The sequence below is a fragment of the Chryseobacterium sp. CS2K3 genome (assembly GCF_059515185.1).
In genome coordinates, this window is sequence record NZ_JCAKRW010000005.1 from 348695 (window position 1) to 367211 (window position 18517).

Consider the following 18517-nt stretch of genomic DNA (forward strand, 5'->3'; position numbering starts at 1 on the left):
AGTCGCAATTAATATTATTGTGTTACCATTTGAAGCGTATTCTTAGAAATTTGTTCCAATAATACATTTTTTTCGTGGTAAAATCTATCAATGTGATCCATCTTCGCATTTCTTACTGTGAATAAAGATACATTTTTAATTGCTTTAGTTTTAAAAATTTTTTGAAGCTCTTCATTAAGTTCTTCAATATGATTAAATTTATCCTCCAGACATAATGCCAGTGAAATAGCAGAATTCTGCATCAGAGAAACTTTGATTTTATACTTGGATAAATACCCGAATATTAAGCTCATATGATCTTCTGCAATAAAAGAAAAGTCTCTGGTAGAAATTTTTAACAGAGCCTGGTTTTCTTTTAAAATATAAGATTCCTCCTGCTGATTTTTGTCTGAAGCGCCCACTTTTGTTCCTTCTTTTGTAGGATCCACGAAGGATTTAACGTAGAAAGGAATGTTTTTTTGTTGTAATGGCTGTAACGTTTTCGGGTGGATAACACTTGCACCGTAATACGCCATTTCAATAGCTTCTTCGTAAGAAATATTAGAAAGAAGAGATACATCACTGAATTTTCTGGGATCTCCTGTCATTACTCCAGGTACATCTTTCCAGATTGTCATTGTTTCTGCATTTAAACAATAAGCAAAAATAGCAGCAGAGTAGTCTGAACCCTCTCTTCCTAACGTTACGGTAAAGTTATTCTCGTCTGATCCGATGAAACCCTGAGTTACATAGCAGATTTCAGGATTTAATCTTGAAATAAACTCCTCTGTTTTTACCCAATCTACCGTACCTTCTCTGTATGAATTATCCGTTTTGATATAATCCCTGGCGTCAAGCCACTGGTTGGTAAATTGAATTTCGTTTAAGTATTCACTCACAATTTTGGTAGAAATCATTTCTCCACAACTTACTACCTGATCATAGACAAAGTTGTAATTAGGAGACTTGTTTCTTCTTAAAAAAGAATCAATGTCATCGAAAAACACATTGATTTCAGCAAAAACTGCATGGTTTTCAGGAAACAGACCGTCCGCAATCTCGATGTGTTTTTGTTTTATCTTTTTTATTTCAGGCTGATAATTATCTTTACTGAAATAAAGCTCTACAACCTTTTCTAATTCATTTGTTGTTTTTCCCATTGCTGAAATGACCAACAAACATTTGGCGAATCCCTGGCTTTTTAGAACCATTGACACATTTTTTACGCTCTCGGCATCCTTTACAGACGCTCCACCAAACTTGAAAATTTTCATTAAATTGTTAAAAATAAAATTGTTAGATAAAAAATGACATGAGTTTTTTACGGACGTCAAAATTATAAATTTACAACGAGATATGAAATAGCCCGACTCGCAGTTGAAATTAAGATTTCCTTAAAATAATCTAAATGTAGAAGGAAAGCAACAGTGGAAATACTAAAGCTTGCTGGCTTATAACACTCTAAGTAAAGATCTTTACGAATCCAATAATTAAAATGAAATGACGAAAAAAAATACATTTTTTATGCTATATTGATTAAAATCAGTTTCTTGTACTGTTTTCTGTAAAAAGAATTTTAAATTAAAGTTGAGCGTATTGTCTCAAAGTGAGTTTTAAAATTTTCATTCTTTTGAAACGATAAATTTGTAAAAAGAATTAATGGCACGTCTTTAATATTATGTTGAGTTAAATGTGTATTGTGTTGATAAACAGGTGTTAGTGTGTTTTGTAATTAAATTTTCTTAATGTGATAAATTTTCCGAAATTTGGGGAAAACGTAAAAAGAAAAATATGTCAAATCAGCCATTACAGACTTTAGGAGAATTTCTTATCGATAAACAGGACGATTTTCAGTATTCAACAGGGGAGTTTTCCCGTCTTTTGAGTGCAATAAGATTGGCTTCCAAAGTTGTAAACAGAGAAGTAAATAAAGCCGGAATTGTAGATATTACAGGAGCTGCAGGAAATCAGAATGTACAAGGTGAAGAGCAGCAGAAACTTGATGTAATTGCTAATGAGATTTTTATTACAGCTTTGTCTCAAAGAGAGGTTGTTTGTGGTATTGCTTCGGAAGAAAATGATGATTTCATTGATATCAAATGTGGCGAAAACGGACACCTGAGCAAGTATGTTGTATTGATTGATCCTTTGGACGGATCTTCAAATATTGATGTAAACGTTTCTGTAGGAACTATTTTCTCTATCTACAGAAGAGTTACCGAGCCGGGAACACCAGTACAGCTTGAAGATTTCTTACAAAAAGGAGTAAATCAGATTGCTGCAGGATACGTGATTTATGGTTCTTCTACCATGATTGTTTATACCACAGGAAACGGAGTAAACGGATTTACACTGGACCCATCGTTAGGAACATATTATCTTTCTCACCCCAATATGACTTTCCCTAAAACGGGTAAAATCTATTCTATTAACGAAGGAAATTATATCAAATTCCCTCAGGGAGTTAAAAATTATCTTAAATATTGCCAGATGGAAGAAGGTGATCGTCCATACACTTCCAGATATATTGGTTCATTGGTAGCTGATTTCCACAGAAATATGCTGAAGGGAGGAATTTATATTTATCCTTCCTATTCACAAGCTCCAAACGGTAAATTAAGATTATTGTATGAATGTAATCCAATGGCATTCCTGGCAGAACAGGCTGGGGGAAAAGCTACAGATGGTTTCAGAAGAATTCTGGAAGTAGAACCTACAGAACTTCACCAGAGAATTCCGTTTTTCTGCGGAAGTATTGATATGGTGGAAAAAGCAGAAGAATTTATGCGTATTGACAGCGTAAAATAATGAAAGCATCGTATTTAAAATATTTATTAGAATTCAAACGCCCGAGTGGAACATCTCGCGGCGTTTTGCTTGATAAGGAAACCTTTATTCTCGAAATTTCGGAAAACGGAAACAAAGGAATAGGAGAGTGTGCTATTTTCAGAGGACTGAGTTTTGATGATAGACCGGATTATGAAAAAAAACTGAAGTGGCTTTGTGAAAATATTACCCATAATCCAGAGATTTTAAAAGAAGAATTGAAAGATTTTCCGTCGATATGGTTTGGATACGAACAGGCTATTCAAAACTTGAAAAATGGAGAACATCTTTATTTTCCAAGTGAATTTACCGAAGGAAAAGCTGCTATTACAATTAATGGGTTGATCTGGATGGGAGATGCTGTTTATATGGAAGAACAGATTCAGGAAAAGCTGGAGAAAGGATTTCACTGTATTAAACTTAAGATCGGTGTAGACTGGAACTCGGAACATATCATTCTTCAAAAGCTGAGAGAAAAATTCTCTAAGGATCAACTCGAATTAAGGGTGGACGCTAATGGAGGATTCAATAGAGAAGAAGCGGTAACCGTTTTACAACAGCTTGCAGATTTACATATTCATTCTATAGAACAACCTATCAAAGCCGGGCATTGGGATGATATGGCTGAACTATGCACGACAACTCCCACTCCAATTGCTCTGGATGAAGAATTGATAGGAATTACCGATTTAAAAGAAAAGAAAAAGCTTTTAGAAACAATTCAACCACAATATATTATTCTAAAACCAGCTCTGGTAGGTGGATTTGCCGGTTCTGATGAATGGATTGCACTGGCTGAAGAACAGAATATTGGCTGGTGGATCACTTCTGCATTGGAAAGTAATATTGGTTTGAATGCCATTGCTCAATATACTTTTACTAAAAAAAATCCAATGCCTCAAGGATTAGGCACTGGAGCTTTATTTGTCAATAATTTTGAATCCAGCTTAGATCTTCGAAATGAGCTGCTTTGGTTCAAAAAATAAATAAATGAATTAACAAGTTGGGTTATTTGAATGCTCCCAATCCCATTCCCTGCAGCATCTGGCTTTCGCATCCCAGCTGTTGCAGCCTATAGGGACTACAGGAATATTTCCTCCATTGATTGTTTTCAATTCTCTTTTTTCTAATTTTCTTAAATTTTTCATAGTAATAATTTTTAGATTGGATATGTAAAATTTGAATGATCTTTCAATACCTTATTTTGCTTATATTGTGAATAGTAAGCAGTGAAAAATATGGCTTGTTTATTGAAATAAATCTGGAAAAAATAAAGGCCGAAATATAAAATGTGGTACTATTCCCAACTTGTACGTTTTATGTTGAATTCTGATCTATTTAATTTTAGCGTGTCCCTAAATAAATTCCTACAACTGATGCAGGAATTTTACTCTTTCCGCTTTGTTTTTTAAGGGATTAAATAGTCATAGTACCGAATGATCATAATTCTTTGGATTTGTGTTAATACTAAATTTCATCTTTTACAAAAATAGCTTTCTTTATATAGGTTAGTACATAAGAAAACTTTTCTTTAATCTTTTCCATGATAAAAAATTGTAATTCTCTAACATTTGAAATAGCAATATTTGTGCCATTTCAAAAATGGGTGAATAATTTTAATATGAGTTTGTTTTATAACGTTATTTTATGAATTGTTAAGAAATAATTGTAAATATATTTTCGTTATTCTTAATTCTGTTGGCGATAAGATTACGGTCGATTCCGTATAGATTTTGAAAAATATCATATTGAACCTGTGAACTGGAAAGATACCCCCAATGGTTTCCAATGTCAAATTTTAGTCCGGTGAGTAAATCATCCTTCACAAAAGTACAGTCGATAATGGATACAATATCTTTGTAAGATTCAAGACTGCTGGGACCATTTTTACCTAGTCGTGGAGTAAGGATATTTTTGGTAAATTGGGATATTCCAAGGATTGTATCCTGCCTGTTCAGATAAATAGAAATCTGATTGGCAAGTAAAGGAAGTTTATTAAATGATTCCTCCGAATCTTCAAATACTTTATAGGTAACATCGGCATTGAGAAGTATTACCTGATCAATTACTCTGAGAATGTTTTCTCTTTTAAGACTGTACAACATGCTTTGCAGAACTCTGTTTCCCATAGAATGTGCCATAAGATGAATTCGCTGATTGCATGGCATAAGGTCCCGATTGGAAAAAATATCCTTTAAAAACTGAGTGTAAAAGTAAAAAAGTCTTAATAAAGAAGTTCCGGAATTGATGCTTGATGCTTTATCATCAAAATACGTCAATGGTACGATACTGCTTGAAGCAGGCCAGCTTACAAATAGTATGTGTTCTACAGGAGATGCAGGATTATCAATGAATAATTTTTTAAGATCGATAATAGCCTTTAGCTCATCATCAAAATCATAAGCATAGCCATGAATGAATATCATTACATCACTCCTATCTTTTGTGCCGGACATATTTTTGTACAGCTCATAAAACATTCTTTGAGTGCCACCAAGATTATTGGCTGTAAGTGTAGATTTTTTAATTCCTTTTTCACTTAGAAGAACTTCAAGGACATCTTCATAACCTTGTTTTTCAGGCTCAGAGAAAAGTTGGTAATCTAAAATATTTCTGTTGGTATAATTTTTTGCTTTTCTGACTTGTGCAGTGGGTTCTTTATAATTTTCAAAATCACATTTTGCAATCCTGAAATTAGGGATTGAATATTCGTCATTGGAAAAAGAATCTACTTTTTCGCTTTTATGACGTACGATTTTCCGATTGCTTAAGATATAAACAGCCATGAGGAATAATTTGGTAAGATGGTTTTAGTTTTTGTAAAGGTAATTAAAAATACTGAGATACAATACTTTGTCTGTTGAAATTAAGATTTTTTAAAAAACTTATTTTTCCGTAACTTTGTGCAACTTTTTTTGCTAAAAAATAAAAGCTAATTTAATGGAAGAAGAAAAAAAATCACTCAATTTTATTGAGCAAATTATTGAAGATGATCTGGCAAACGGTTTGAACAAAGATCAGATCCGTTTCCGTTTTCCGCCTGAACCAAACGGTTATCTGCATGTAGGGCACACAAAAGCTATCTGCATCAACTTTGGGCTGGGTGAAAAATACAACGCGCCTGTAAACCTTCGTTTCGACGATACGAACCCTGAAAAAGAAGAGCAGGAATTCGTAGATTCTATCAAAAAAGACGTTGAATGGTTAGGGTTCAAATGGGACAAGGAATTGTACGCATCAGACTACTTCCAGCAGCTTTACGAATGGGCAGTACAATTGATCAAAGAAGGAAAAGCATATGTAGATGAGCAGCCTTCTGAAGTGATCTCTGAGCAGAGAAAGAATCCTACAGAACCGGGAGTAGAATCACCATACAGAAATCGTCCTGTTGAAGAATCTTTAGATTTGTTTGAAAGGATGAAAAACGGAGAATTTGAAAGTGGTTCAATGTCTCTTCGTGCAAAAATTGATATGGTTTCGCCCAATATGAATATGCGTGACCCTGTGATGTACAGAATTTTGAATAAACCTCACCACAGAACAGGTACAGCCTGGAAAATTTATCCAATGTACGACTGGGCTCATGGTGAATCTGATTACATAGAACAAGTTTCACACTCGCTTTGTTCTTTAGAGTTTGAAAATCACAGACCACTTTATAACTGGTATTTAGATCAGGTTTATGAAGAAGGAAAGGTAAAAAACAAGCAAAGAGAATTTGCAAGGATGAACGTTTCCTATATGATTACTTCAAAGAGAAAGCTTCAAAGACTTGTTGCTGAGGGGGTTGTAACAGGATGGGATGATCCTAGAATGCCTACTATTTCAGGAATGAGAAGAAAGGGGTTCACACCAACGGCTATCAGAAACTTTATTGATAAAGTAGGGGTAGCGAAAAGAGAAAACCTAATCGAAATTCAGTTGCTTGATTTCTGCGTACGTGAAGACCTTAATAAAGTAGCTAAACGTGTGATGACAGTAGTAGATCCTGTAAAATTAGTGATCGAAAACTACCCTGAAGATAAAGAGGAATGGGTAGAAACTGAAAACAATCCTGAACAGGAAAATGCAGGTACCAGAGAAATTCCTTTCTCAAGAGAATTATATATTGAGCGTGAAGATTTCAAAGAAGAAGCTAACAATAAGTTCTTCAGATTGAAATTAGGAGGTGAAGTTCGTTTAAAATCTGCATACATCATCAAAGCTGAAAGAGTAGAAAAAGACGAAAATGGTGAAATCACAACGATCTATGCTACTTACGATGATAAGAGTAAGTCTGGAAGCGGAACAGAAGAAAGTTTAAGAAAAGTAAAAGGAACACTTCACTGGGTGTCTGCTAAACATGCCATCCCTGTTGAGGTAAGAATTTACAACCAATTGTTCACTGTTGAGCAGCCGGATGCTGAGAAAGATGTAGACTTCTTAAACTTCATCAATCCTGAATCTGTAACCACTGTTCAAGGTTTTGCTGAGCCAAGTCTTAAAGATGTGGCGGTAGGAGAACCTCTTCAGTTCCAAAGAATCGGATATTTTACAAAGGATCAGGACTCTACGGATGCTACGCTGGTATTCAACCGTACAGTAACTTTAAAAGATTCTTATAAGCCTGAATAATCTTCGGGAATCTATAAAACAAAACAGGACTTAGAAATAAGTCCTGTTTTTTTATTTTTAGCCACGGATGCACGAATGAGCTTATTCTGTATAAAATCTATGTGACTTTTATGGTTCAAAAAACAGACATTTAGGAAAGAGTTCTTAAAATTCGTGCTCGAAAATGTAAATCTTTTATTTGGTATTAGTGCAAATCACTTAGAAGCTTTCTTGCTGAAAATCTTTGATTTTCTTGCGCCTTAAATATACGGAGCATAGATAGAAATCTTTGCGCCTTTGCGTATTCCAACCTGTTTAGCACAAAACAAAAGGGTTTTTTATGTTGTTGGAATACGCAAGGACGCGAAGAATTATAAAAATTATGTTTTAAGACGCAAGGATTTTATCTTAGATAAAATTGAATACTGCATATTTTGATGCCACGGATGCATGAATGAGCTTATTCTGTATAAAATCTATGTGACTTTTATGGTTCAAAAAACAGACATTTAGGAAAGAGTTCTTAAAATTCGTGCTCGAAAATGTAAATCTTTTATTGGTATTAGTGGCAAATCACTTAGAAGCTTTCTTGCTGAAAATCTTTGATTTTCTTGCGCCTTAAATATACGGAGCATGGATAGAAATCTTTGCGCCTTTGCGTATTCCAACCTGTTTAGCACAAAACAAAAGAGGTTTTCTCTGTTGTTGGAATACGCAAGGACGCGAAGAATTATAAAAATTATGTTTTAAGGCGCAAGGATTTTATCTTAGATAAAATTGAATACTGCATATTTTGATGCCACGGATACACGAATTATTTTATCTGTGCATTCGTGGGGGATAAAAAAATGCATTTTTATATTTTAGCAGAGTTCAATGTGTTCTAGCCTTTCACTCCTTTAATCCATTCCTGGAATTTTCCAACCTGCTCCATAAAGAATGATTCATGTTCTTCTTTTTCTTCAGGACGGTCAACCAGAATATGTTCAAAGTAAGTGTTTTTCAGAATTTTTCTTAAAATACCTTCCCCTAAGAACGGTTTATAGTCGTTCAAAGCCTGAGTAGCCTTTAATAAATGTCGGATGTCATATTGTAACGGGTTAATATCCGGAACCTGTTTGTTGAGGTTCAGTAGATTATATACCGCTATTCTTGCCGTTCTTACAGAGCTTTCCATAGTGAATACAACATCATTATTGGTTTCAACGAACTGTCCTACCAATCCTAAATTGGTACATCCTTCAGGAACTACTCTTGGGCGGTCACCTTTTGCTCTCGGCATAAACATAGAGGTGATATAAGGCATAAATGCTGTACGAACAATCGTATTTTCTACCACATTATCCAGCTGATCGGTTAATCCAAGATGATAACATAATTCTGCAAGAATTTCATTTCCGGTACATGCAGGCATTGCTTTTTTGATATAATTTCCTTCTTTATCCATTAATAAAGCATATACCCATACTACGAGAATATCATCAGGCTGAGTAGGGAAGTGCGGCTGTCTGTTGCAGGTAAAGCTCATTACCCAATTGGAGTCTGTGATGGTAATAATTCCTCCGGTAGCTGTTTTTCCTGAATATGGATCATTGACACATAATTCTTTTAATTTCTCTGTAAATGCAGATGGGCGGCAGGTTAAAGTTGCAGATTCCCATGATGATTTTTCAATATGACTACAGAATTTTTCCGGTTTTCCGAAGACTTCAGACTTTGCAGCCAGATTTTTCCACAATTTCCATCCGGCACTTTGTCCGGCACTGGTATTGTCAATAGTAACTTCCGGTACAGTATTATTATCTCCATAGAAAGTACTTTCCGTCATGGAACCTGTAGTTACGATTACATAATCATCTTTTCCAATCGGAATTTTTACTTCCTGTCCGTTTTGTTCGATAATGATACCTTCTACTGTTTTTCCTTCCGTATTGATTTGAATGTCAAGATCTTTTACTAATGTGTCAAATTGTATCTGTACTCCTTTTTCAACAAGGAAATTCTTCAGTGGAGTTACATAGGTGTCGTATTGGTTGTATTTAGGAAATACGAGGCATGAGAAATCTTTCATTCCGTCAATGGCGTGAAGGAATCTGTGCATATATAATTTCAGCTCCAGTAAACTGTGCCAGTTTTCAAATGCGAACATAGAGCGCCAGAAGAACCAGAAATTACTGTTTAAGAATGATTCTGCGAAATAATCTTCAATAGTCAGATCATCAAGCTCTTCTTTTTTCTTTAATAACAGCTTCACAATAGCAAGCTGATCTTTTTTCTCCAAACCGAATTTACTGAAATCTTTAATCTGTCCCTGATTGTGAATTAATCTGGCTTTTGAATAATTCGGGTCATTATCATTGATGAGACGATATTCATCCAGAACACTGTACGGTGCCGGCAATTCCAATGCCGGAATATCCTGGAACATATCCCAAAGGTTTTCATAGGTCATATCCATTTCACGTCCGCCTCGGATGATGTAACCGTCTTTGGCATTTCCTGCGCCATCCAGAGAACCTCCTTCTACATTAAGCTGATCCAGGAAAATGATATTTTTACCGGGAACATGCCCGTCACGAATGAAATAATAAGCCGCAGACATTCCTGCAATTCCGCTTCCTACAATGTATATTTTACTGTTTTCGTAAGATTGTAAGGGAATACCTTTATTTCTCTGATAGTTCCCGATCTGGTCTGAAAAAGGCATTGTTTTTTCAGGAGTGTTAATCTGGACTTCTTTACTGGAATCCGGTTCGTGGTTTACTTTACCAAACTGCTCAGAAGTATTTAAAACTTTTTCGAATTTTGAATTGATCATACTCATTTTGTAATGTTTTTAATTAACATTATAAAGGTAGCTCTATTCACAAAGCAGTATATATCCCTAATGTCAGAATTGTTATCCCCAAATTCCTAAGACTGAATATTCTCGTTGATTCTGTATTCTGAAGGAGGAATTGAAGTATGTTTTTTGAAAAAGCGTCCGAATGCAGAGGTGGAATTAAACTGAAGTTCAAAAGCTATTTCAGAAATCGTTATTTCCGAATTTCCAAGCATTACATAGGCTTCCTTTAATAAGGCTTCGTCAATGACTTCATGGGGTGTTTTTCCACTGGCTTTTTTGATGATTTCTATTAGATATTTGTTGGAAATACAAAGTTTATCGGCATAGAACTGTACGTTTCTGTGTTGGCGGATATTATCACGGATCAGCTTACTGAATTTAAGATAAAGATCTTTTTTCCCCTCTTCTTTTTCAGAGCGGGTTTGGTTTTTTCTTTCAATGATCTCTGCAGTTTCAAGTAAAAGATTGAAAATAATGGTGCGTACAATTTCTTCTGTAAATTTCCCTTGCTTTCTGGATTTTTTTTTAAGATAGTCTAATAGATTCTGAAGTAATGCAGAATTTTTTTCTGTAGTCTTTACGATATTATAAGAACCTTTGGAGAAAAGGTCCATTTTTTCAATGATAAACGGATTGGATATATTTTTGATCAGGAAGTTTTTATCAAAAAAGAGAAGTTTCATCATAAAGTCTTCACTGGTTTTCAGGAATTTTACAATGGTAGAAGGGGCTGCTATGAGAAAGCTGTCTGCATGTATGTTGTATTGGTGACGGTCAATTTCAATGTTTATTTCTCCGGCTGTACAGATGCATAAAGCATAATAATCCATCCGGAAAGGGGATTTTGGAAATTCAAAAATGGGTTTTCCTGATGAAATATAGTAGGATTGGTGGCAATCAATACTGTAAAAGGATAGGGTATCATGTAAATTTTCGTAGGTTACCATTTTTGTGATTCGGGTGAATTTTTGATGTGTATTTTGTTTGGGTGTAAGGTTAAAAACCTTGTTATTACTGCAATTTACGAATTTTGTAAAAGTATTTAACCTTTATATATCAAAAATATTCGTTTTTAAAGGATACAGATGATTGTATATTTTTATCAATTTCATTTATAATAAAAACGCGTTTTAATAAGGGTTTAGGGCTATTTTTGTCTACCTTTGCATTTTTAAATTCCCCCACCAAATATTATTGTGAAATTAATAAATATATACACGAGTTCTTTTAAAGGACTCTCGCAGGAGAGTTGGATGCTGGCGTTGGTAATGCTCATCAACAGGGCAGGTTCTATGGTACTTCCTTTTTTGGGAGTTTATATGACGAATCATTTACATTTTAGTATTGAAAATTCCGGAATTGTTCTGAGTTTCTTCGGAATAGGATCGGTTATTGGGTCATGGTTTGGAGGAATGGTCACGGATAAGATCGGTGAATATAAGGTACAGAGTCTTAGTTTATTATTTAGTGTACCTTTATTCTGTATGATTCCTTTTTTTAAAACAGAGGCTGGATTAGCCGGAATTATTTTGATCCAGAGTATTGTCAGTGAGACTTTCCGCCCGGCAAACTCTGTGGCTATTACAAAATATGCGAAGCCTGAGAATATTACCAGAGCTTTTTCTCTCAACAGAATGGCGGTAAACCTGGGATTCTCCATAGGTCCTGCATTGGGAGGTATTTTGTCTGCGATTTCCTATGAATTTCTTTTTTACAGTAACGCTTTAGCTGCTTTTCTGGCAGGGCTGATGTATATCTGGTTTTTCAGAGGGCGTGCAAAACTGGCAAAAAGGGAAGCTAAAAAGGTAAAGGAAGCCATTGTTATTAAAAAGGAAAATTCTCCATATCAGGACAATAAATTTTTAATTTTCTGTGGGTTATGTATGCTGTTTTCTATGTGTTTCTTCCAGTTATTCAGTACGTTGACGATCTTTTATAAGGATACTGCTCATCTGAGTCAGCAGAATATCGGATATATTCTGGGCTATAGTGGTTTTCTGATCGTATTGCTTGAGATGGGGTTTGTACAGCTTGCGGAAAAGTACTTTACACTGGCTTTTACGATGCTGATAGGAACATTTCTTTGCGGATTGTCTTATGCAATGCTTGCGTTTGATTACAGTATGGTCATGCTATTGGTTTCTATGACGCTACTTTGTATCGGAGAGATCTGGACGCTTCCTTTTATGGCTACAATTACAGCTTTACGTTCCGGAGAAAATAATAAAGGAGCCTATATGGGGCTGAATGGAATGTCTTTTTCCATTGCTTTCATCATTACGCCTTATATAGGAACATTGATTGCGGATAAGCTGGGATTCAATACGCTTTGGATTGGAACAGGAGTGCTTGCTACGGCTATTGCAATTGCATTTTATTTTGTGATTCCGTGGATGATTAAAGAAAAGAATAAAGTGGAAGAGGAGGTTTAAAAACGATCAAATTTTTAATACATAATAAAACCCAGCCAAAAGTATATGGCTGGGTTTTTATTTTGAATAGAATTAAATTCCTTTGTCTCTGTTATAAATATCTGCTATGGTTCTGTTGTCTCTGTCATAAACCATTTGCCATTTCAGGTCTGTTGTTTTTTCAGGTTTCCATCGTTCAGTTGTAATAACGGTATCGGCTTTTTTTACTTCTGTTCTTTTAATGAGATTTCCTTTTTTTTGATCGATATTGAGATTTCCTTCATTTACATTTTTAAGATATATTTTAGCCTGATCTATAAAATTTGCAAAATCACGGTTCCATTCATCAGAAATCCTGATTTTTCTAATGTGTTTATTTTTTAATCGAAAAGTAAGTTTGTTCAGCCACCATGCATTTTCTTTTAATCTGATTATAGGAGGTCTATTGAGATAAATAATAAATTCCGAATGATCATGATAAATGGTTTCCGGACCAAAAATAATAGTGTCTATAGAGTTCCATGATACAAAATGGGTTTCATCCAAAACAGGAATGTTTAAAGTATATCCTTCCTGATTAAATGTCATTGTTTTTAGCTTATCATCACTCATTCTTCTAATATTTCAGATTGATTGACAGGTTTTATCTTATAACTTCCAGAGGTGCTCCTTCCTTTTTCCTGTGAAAGAATAAAATTAAGCTTATCCCCAGACCATTTTCATCTTTCACTTTTGGATCAAAGGTAAACCCGGGAAGCTCATTGGGCAGCTTAACACTTGCCAGCTTTCCATCTGCATAGAGTACCAATTGATAAAGATCTTTCGGTAAAGCGATGAGGTTTTTAAATTTTGAATGAAAAACTTCAGGAGTATTTTCCTGATATTCGGTGTAATAGGCATTGGCAAACTCTTTTTCTCTTTCACCATAGATTACATTATATTCTTTAATATCTGATGAGGTATAAACATTTAAAAGCTTTGAGTTCCATTGAAGTAATTCCGACAGAAGCTTCTTTTCGTCTTCTTTTTTTAAATCAACTGAAGCTTTCCAACCATTGTTTTTGTAAGGTACGGTTGCTGAGAAAGAGCCTTTCTGAATATAAAACGGCAGTTCTGTTTTGTTGGGAATAGTGACTTCTTTCTTGTCTAATACTTCTATTCTGTCACTCCCGGATTCACTGATGGCATGAATACCAATCTCCAGCTGAGCCTTTTCTGAAAGGGTTTCCTGGTTTTTATAAGGTAATATTTTAACTTCATAGGATTGAATTCCGCTTTCCAGGATATATTGATTAATGGGCCAGTCAACCCAGATGCTGCCATTTTCCTCATAGTGAGAAAAAACTAAAACATCATTGATTGTTAATTCAACCAAACAGTAAAAAGCCTTTATTTCAAAATTGTAGATAGGATTGTTCATGGTTTATATTTTTATTGCATTCGCTCTATATTCTTTCAGTTTTTCATCATTGGTATGATCACCTTTGTCATATATTTTATAAAGCTCAAATGTTTTTAAAGATCTATTGGCAGGAAATTCTGTCGTTGTAGTATGGTCTTGTACGGAACGGACGTCATTTCCAAATTTCTTATGTAGATAATCTTCCGAAGTTTCTTTTTTGATCAAATATTTTTCTACAGCGGGGTGAAGCTTTTTAAAATCAATATTATCGTAATCATTAATTTTAAGTTCCAATGAATTGTTTTCTGATGAAACTAACTTATTGTACCACGATAAGTCTTTGTATTTCTCTGTTTTCGCTGGCTTCTTTAAGAATATTGAATACTCAAAATTATGATAAGTTCCGTCTAAAGGGATCATATTCAGACAATAAATAGCTTCTATAGTATTCCATTCTATGATCTGTTTATGTTCCATGACCGGAGAATTGATGATTAACTCTTTATCATTAAATTCTAATTTTTCTTTGTTCTTATCTATCGTACTGATTACTTTGTGAGAGGAAGGGATTCCTTTATTAATGGAGTACAAAATGAAAAGCAACAGTAGACTTGTGAATGCAGATGCTGAGATATAATAGATATTCATTCCGTTTTTTACCATAAAAACAGTCACAGCAATGGCAATTAAAAGGAATATGACAATTAAAATATTAAAAATAATGATCGGGTTTATTTTCATTAGACAGTATATTCTTTTTCTGATTCATACCAGGGTTTTTCCGGCTTTTCAATAATAGTAAAATCTTTTTTAAAACTTTCGTTGTATTTCATTCCGTTTTTGATGGAATAGACTACAATGGTTGCTTTTACTCCGGTGAATTCCAGTTTATGCTTGCTGTATTGCCCTTGTGAATCAGCATTTACTTCATAGGTATACAACATGGATGAAGCTCCTGAAGCTTCTCCTTTCCATTTTTCTACCTTTACTTTTTGTGGGGAACCATCGGCTTCCGGAACAACTATGGTAACGAATTCGGTACTTTTTACTCCTCCTTTAATTCCTACTCCGGCTTCAATTTGTAGTTTTCTTGGTCCCGGTGCAAATCCTTCAACTTTATTATAGGTTAGGGAAAGTTCGGCTCTTGCTTCTAAGGAAACTTCGAAAATAATATAAATTGTAAACTTGTACTTGGCTTCCAGAGTGTCTTTGATCCAGGATGCAATTTTACCACCTACACCCATGTATTGTAAAAGGCTGAGAAGATCTACCCCAATTTTTATTTTGGTAATAGGCTTTAAGGCAAGTGCTCCGGTAAACTGAGGAACTACCTGAAGGGTTCTTTCAACTTTTTTGTTTGTTATTCTTAAGGCTAAGGCAACATTGGGTGGTTCAATATCAAAGGTAACTTTCGGAAGTACTTTTCTGTCATAGGCAAGTGAGGCAGATTCTTTTCCTCTACCGTCGAATACAGACAACACTTCATTTACTTTGTAATAGAAACCGATTAATTTCTTAATCTGATTTCTGGTGTGCGCCAATTCAATAGATGATTCTACATTATCTACTTTTACTTTTGCCTGAAGCCCAAATCCTAAACCTCCTTTTGCATTGTACAGAATTTCAGTCTCATTTCTGATCAACTGCATGCTTTGCTTTTTATTATAATCCGTCAGTTTTTCCCTTGTTGAGAACTTCTGATTGACTTCTGCTCCAAAAGAAGGAAATAAGGTAAGTACAAAGGTTACTTCTCTTTCAATATTGGGATAGACATTGATCGTAAGCGGATTATTAGGCTGTGCACATGTTTTTGTGACAATTCTATAGGTATTGGCGGAGTCCGGGGTAACAAAGAATAAACTTGGGTTGGTTCTAAGAAGATAGGTATTTGCTCTCGCCTGAATAGGCAAAGTATATTTATCACCATTCACCACCTGAGTTTTCTGTTTCTGTCCATTGATGTAAATCTCAATCTCCTTTTTATGATTGGGCTGGGTGAAACAGCCTTTGTGGGTTATTTTTTCGAAGGTAAGATCAATGGTAGTACCAGCCTCATGTTTGGCTAATGTTTCATAAGTCGTGATATTTTTTCTCTGCAAAGGATCGTATACAACAATATCGAACGGTTTTTTATTGCTGTCCTTATCCCCGATGATGACTTTATCATATCTGCAGGGTTCATATCTTTTAAAACTGATTTCAGGCTTATCTACTTTGGTAGGGGTATGATTGGTAGGCGTTTCTGAATTTCTGCTAACAATATTATTTTTAATTCTCAGATAACGGGCATGCAATCTGTCTTTACCATCACTGATATATGTTCCGGAAGCATCTTTTACTTTTACATAGAACTCTTCGGTAGGATTTGGCTTTTTTATTTTACCATACCATTGATAGGTATTTCCCATCTTCAGGTTTATTTCGCCGTCTATAACTTGTACATGGGTAAATGCAGTGATATATTGGTCATCTTTGGAACCGCCTCCTCCGGGAACTCTTCTGTAGACTTCCACGGTTACCTGATCACCGTTCATTCCTTCGGTTTCAAGACCTAAATAAATAAGGTGTCCGTAAGAAAACTGTGATTTCCTTAGATCTTCCCCATCCGGTTTTGCGCACCATTTACTGGTAACTACTTTTTTGGCAGTGGTACCATAAACATATAACCCTGTATCTTTTAAAGGGTCCTTTTTTCCGGAAAAGCTTGCTTCTACATAATAGCGGTATGAACCTGCCAGTTTTGGCGGTATTTTGATGACATAGCTGTCTTTTGATTCTAGCTGACGGGTATCAAGCTGCTTCTTTTTATCCTGTGAAAAACAGAGCCAGGTTAATTTTTTACTTTTATCAAGTTCTGTTGTACCGTCATGCCATTGGTCTACGATCAGATATACGCTGGTACCTATTACCTGTTGCTGTTTTATACTTTTTATCCCTTTTGCCATGGCTTTCTGTTATTGGTTACCAAATTCTAATCCGTTATTCTCCGGCTGTTTCTTGTACATTTCCTCTGGATTTACCAAAGGATTAATTTGTTTCTGTACATCTTTATCGGAATTCTTAAAGCTCTGTTGGCTGGCTTCAGCTCTTTGTCCGTGGTCAATAATTTCAATGCAGGGAGTTCCGGCAATTGCACAGACAGCTTTACTGGTTTCTAAAATGATATATCCGCCATTGCTCAGCTGAACCTTATCATAGAAGTTTTGCCATTCGGTGACCATAATTTTGCAGGGCGGGGGTGGGCTGCCCATTTTTGTACAGTTCCCGAAAGTATTTTTTTCAAAGGTTGCTCCTCCTATTTCTTTGGTGGTAACAATCAGCTTTTTGGAAGCATTTTTATCATTGGCATACTCTTTCTGGTGGGTAAGTACCTTGAGTTTGTCCGGAGCTTGTCCAAACTGGCATTTGCAAAGAGCACCCTGTACTACGATGTGTTTTTCTGCCATATTATTATTTCTTTTTGGTGTTTGGTTTAATAATTTTTCTGGTTATTTTACGGATATTTTATAAATCTGTTCAGCATCAGTAAAATAGCCCTTGTTTTTTATTTTTGTGGGTATTGTATGTAAGCTGGGGCGGCTACCTCTTATTATTTTACATTTTCCTTTTTCATGATTAAAAAATATATCCAGATAATAATATCCTGCTTCAGCCATGAAAGGTAAGGAAGGGATATAATGATTTCCGCCGCCTAATGATACCCAGTTTTTACTTTTAAGTGCATAATCATATTCCTTAAAAAAGCTATCCGTATGCGCATAGTTTTTAAAAACCTGAAAGTTCCTTTTGAATTTGGGCACCATTTGTTTGGAAACGGGCTTCATTAAAGGATCTATAAATTTCTCTAAAGAATAAGGTGCATCAATCAGTAAAAACTCATCCTGCTCTGTCTTTACATAAAAGTCTTTTTTTCTCAGACTTCTTGTGAATGGGATTTTATCCTTGGGTAAATGATATTTTACAGCAAAATAATCGATGAATAATGAATCGGCTAATTGGCTTATTTCATATTCTGATTTTTTAGTAAAAACTTTACTTAAGCTATCATTCATTTTTTGATATTTCCCAGCTTCATTAATTGTTTTTATATTCTCTTTTTGTAAGGTAATATCGTTTAATGCTTCATATTCTCCGTCTTTGTTTTCTATAATGAAAATGCCATCTCCATAGGCGAATACCTTATTTTTAATAATTTTCTTTTTTTCCGATGCAGCAGAGTAAATACTGATACTATCGATATGTGTACAAACCAATACAGAATCATTAAATAATATTTCATTTACATTGTTCAGTACAGGCTCTATCACTATTTTAGGATTTGTAGTGGCAGGAAATTCCGGAATGTCCGGATGTTTATCCTGTCCTTTTTCCTCCTTGCAATTCAGTAACAGAAGCAAAAGTAATCCCCATAAAAAATGTTTGTTTTCTATACAATTGATTTTCATTTTATGCGCTTCCTTC

At 34.9% G+C, this 18517-nt stretch carries 15 protein-coding genes; 4 read left to right on the plus strand and 11 right to left on the minus strand.

The annotated features are described in order from the left end of the window. Window positions 1-14: 14 nt before the first annotated feature. The gene (locus AC5YGG_RS11170) at window positions 15-1253 is read right to left on the minus strand and encodes an aspartate kinase (RefSeq protein ID WP_496144573.1); all 1239 of its coding nucleotides are present in this window, start codon (window positions 1251-1253) and stop codon (window positions 15-17) included. A gap of 517 nt (window positions 1254-1770) precedes the next feature. Between AC5YGG_RS11170 and fbp the strand changes: the two genes are divergently transcribed. After that, on the plus strand, window positions 1771-2787 hold the full coding sequence (fbp, locus tag AC5YGG_RS11175) for a class 1 fructose-bisphosphatase (RefSeq protein WP_045499772.1): 1017 nt from the start codon (window positions 1771-1773) through the stop codon (window positions 2785-2787). Continuing rightward, window positions 2787-3791, plus strand: coding sequence for an o-succinylbenzoate synthase (menC, locus tag AC5YGG_RS11180; protein ID WP_496144574.1), 1005 nt, complete (start codon window positions 2787-2789; stop codon window positions 3789-3791). Before fbp ends, menC begins: the two co-directional genes overlap by 1 nt. 9 nt (window positions 3792-3800) lie before the next feature. Here menC and AC5YGG_RS11185 read toward each other — a convergent pair whose 3' ends face one another. Together AC5YGG_RS11185 and AC5YGG_RS11190 are read right to left on the minus strand one after the other, a co-directional pair. Further along, entirely contained in the window at window positions 3801-3953 is a 153-nt protein-coding gene (locus AC5YGG_RS11185) for a bacteriocin-like protein (protein WP_496144575.1), read from the minus strand. Window positions 3954-4460: 507 nt separating this feature from the next. After that, a complete protein-coding gene (locus AC5YGG_RS11190) occupies window positions 4461-5591 on the minus strand; it encodes an alpha/beta hydrolase (RefSeq protein ID WP_496144576.1) in 1131 nt (376 codons plus the stop codon). A 154-nt stretch (window positions 5592-5745) separates the two neighbouring features. Between AC5YGG_RS11190 and AC5YGG_RS11195 the strand changes: the two genes are divergently transcribed. Then, entirely contained in the window at window positions 5746-7419 is a 1674-nt protein-coding gene (locus AC5YGG_RS11195; RefSeq protein WP_496144577.1) for a glutamine--tRNA ligase/YqeY domain fusion protein, read from the plus strand. 862 nt (window positions 7420-8281) lie between these two features. Here the strand turns inward: AC5YGG_RS11195 and AC5YGG_RS11200 are convergent. Both AC5YGG_RS11200 and AC5YGG_RS11205 read right to left on the minus strand, forming a co-directional pair. Continuing rightward, window positions 8282-10222 carry an oleate hydratase gene (locus tag AC5YGG_RS11200; RefSeq protein ID WP_496144578.1) on the minus strand — a complete coding sequence of 647 codons (1941 nt, stop codon included), beginning with the start codon at window positions 10220-10222 and terminating at the stop codon, window positions 8282-8284. Window positions 10223-10311: 89 nt separating this feature from the next. Next, entirely contained in the window at window positions 10312-11190 is an 879-nt protein-coding gene (locus tag AC5YGG_RS11205) for an AraC family transcriptional regulator (RefSeq protein ID WP_496144579.1), read from the minus strand. A 306-nt stretch (window positions 11191-11496) separates the two neighbouring features. Here AC5YGG_RS11205 and AC5YGG_RS11210 point away from each other — a divergent pair, with 306 nt between their 5' ends. Further along, a complete protein-coding gene (locus AC5YGG_RS11210) occupies window positions 11497-12675 on the plus strand; it encodes an MFS transporter (RefSeq protein WP_496144653.1) in 1179 nt (392 codons plus the stop codon). Between the two features lie 72 nt (window positions 12676-12747). Here the strand turns inward: AC5YGG_RS11210 and AC5YGG_RS11215 are convergent, their stop codons facing one another. Genes AC5YGG_RS11215 through AC5YGG_RS11240 form a run of 6 tightly spaced genes read right to left on the minus strand, consistent with a single transcriptional unit; the run spans window position 12748 to window position 18501 of the window. Then, on the minus strand, window positions 12748-13266 hold the full coding sequence (locus AC5YGG_RS11215) for a hypothetical protein (protein ID WP_496144580.1): 519 nt from the start codon (window positions 13264-13266) through the stop codon (window positions 12748-12750). A 31-nt stretch (window positions 13267-13297) separates the two neighbouring features. Beyond that, the gene (locus tag AC5YGG_RS11220) at window positions 13298-14074 is read right to left on the minus strand and encodes a hypothetical protein (RefSeq protein ID WP_496144581.1); all 777 of its coding nucleotides are present in this window, start codon (window positions 14072-14074) and stop codon (window positions 13298-13300) included. Window positions 14075-14077: 3 nt separating this feature from the next. Further along, window positions 14078-14797, minus strand: a complete 720-nt coding sequence (locus tag AC5YGG_RS11225) for a hypothetical protein (protein ID WP_496144582.1) — start codon at window positions 14795-14797, stop codon at window positions 14078-14080. After that, the gene (locus AC5YGG_RS11230) at window positions 14797-17001 is read right to left on the minus strand and encodes a hypothetical protein (protein WP_496144583.1); all 2205 of its coding nucleotides are present in this window, start codon (window positions 16999-17001) and stop codon (window positions 14797-14799) included. The genes AC5YGG_RS11225 and AC5YGG_RS11230 overlap by 1 nt, the downstream gene beginning before the upstream one ends. 9 nt (window positions 17002-17010) lie before the next feature. Next, window positions 17011-17502: a DUF4280 domain-containing protein gene (locus AC5YGG_RS11235; protein WP_496144584.1), complete on the minus strand. Its 492-nt coding sequence runs from the start codon at window positions 17500-17502 to the stop codon at window positions 17011-17013. Between the two features lie 42 nt (window positions 17503-17544). Beyond that, window positions 17545-18501 (minus strand): hypothetical protein, encoded by a 957-nt coding sequence (locus AC5YGG_RS11240; protein WP_496144585.1) that lies wholly within the window; start codon window positions 18499-18501, stop codon window positions 17545-17547. Window positions 18502-18517 lie beyond the last annotated feature (16 nt).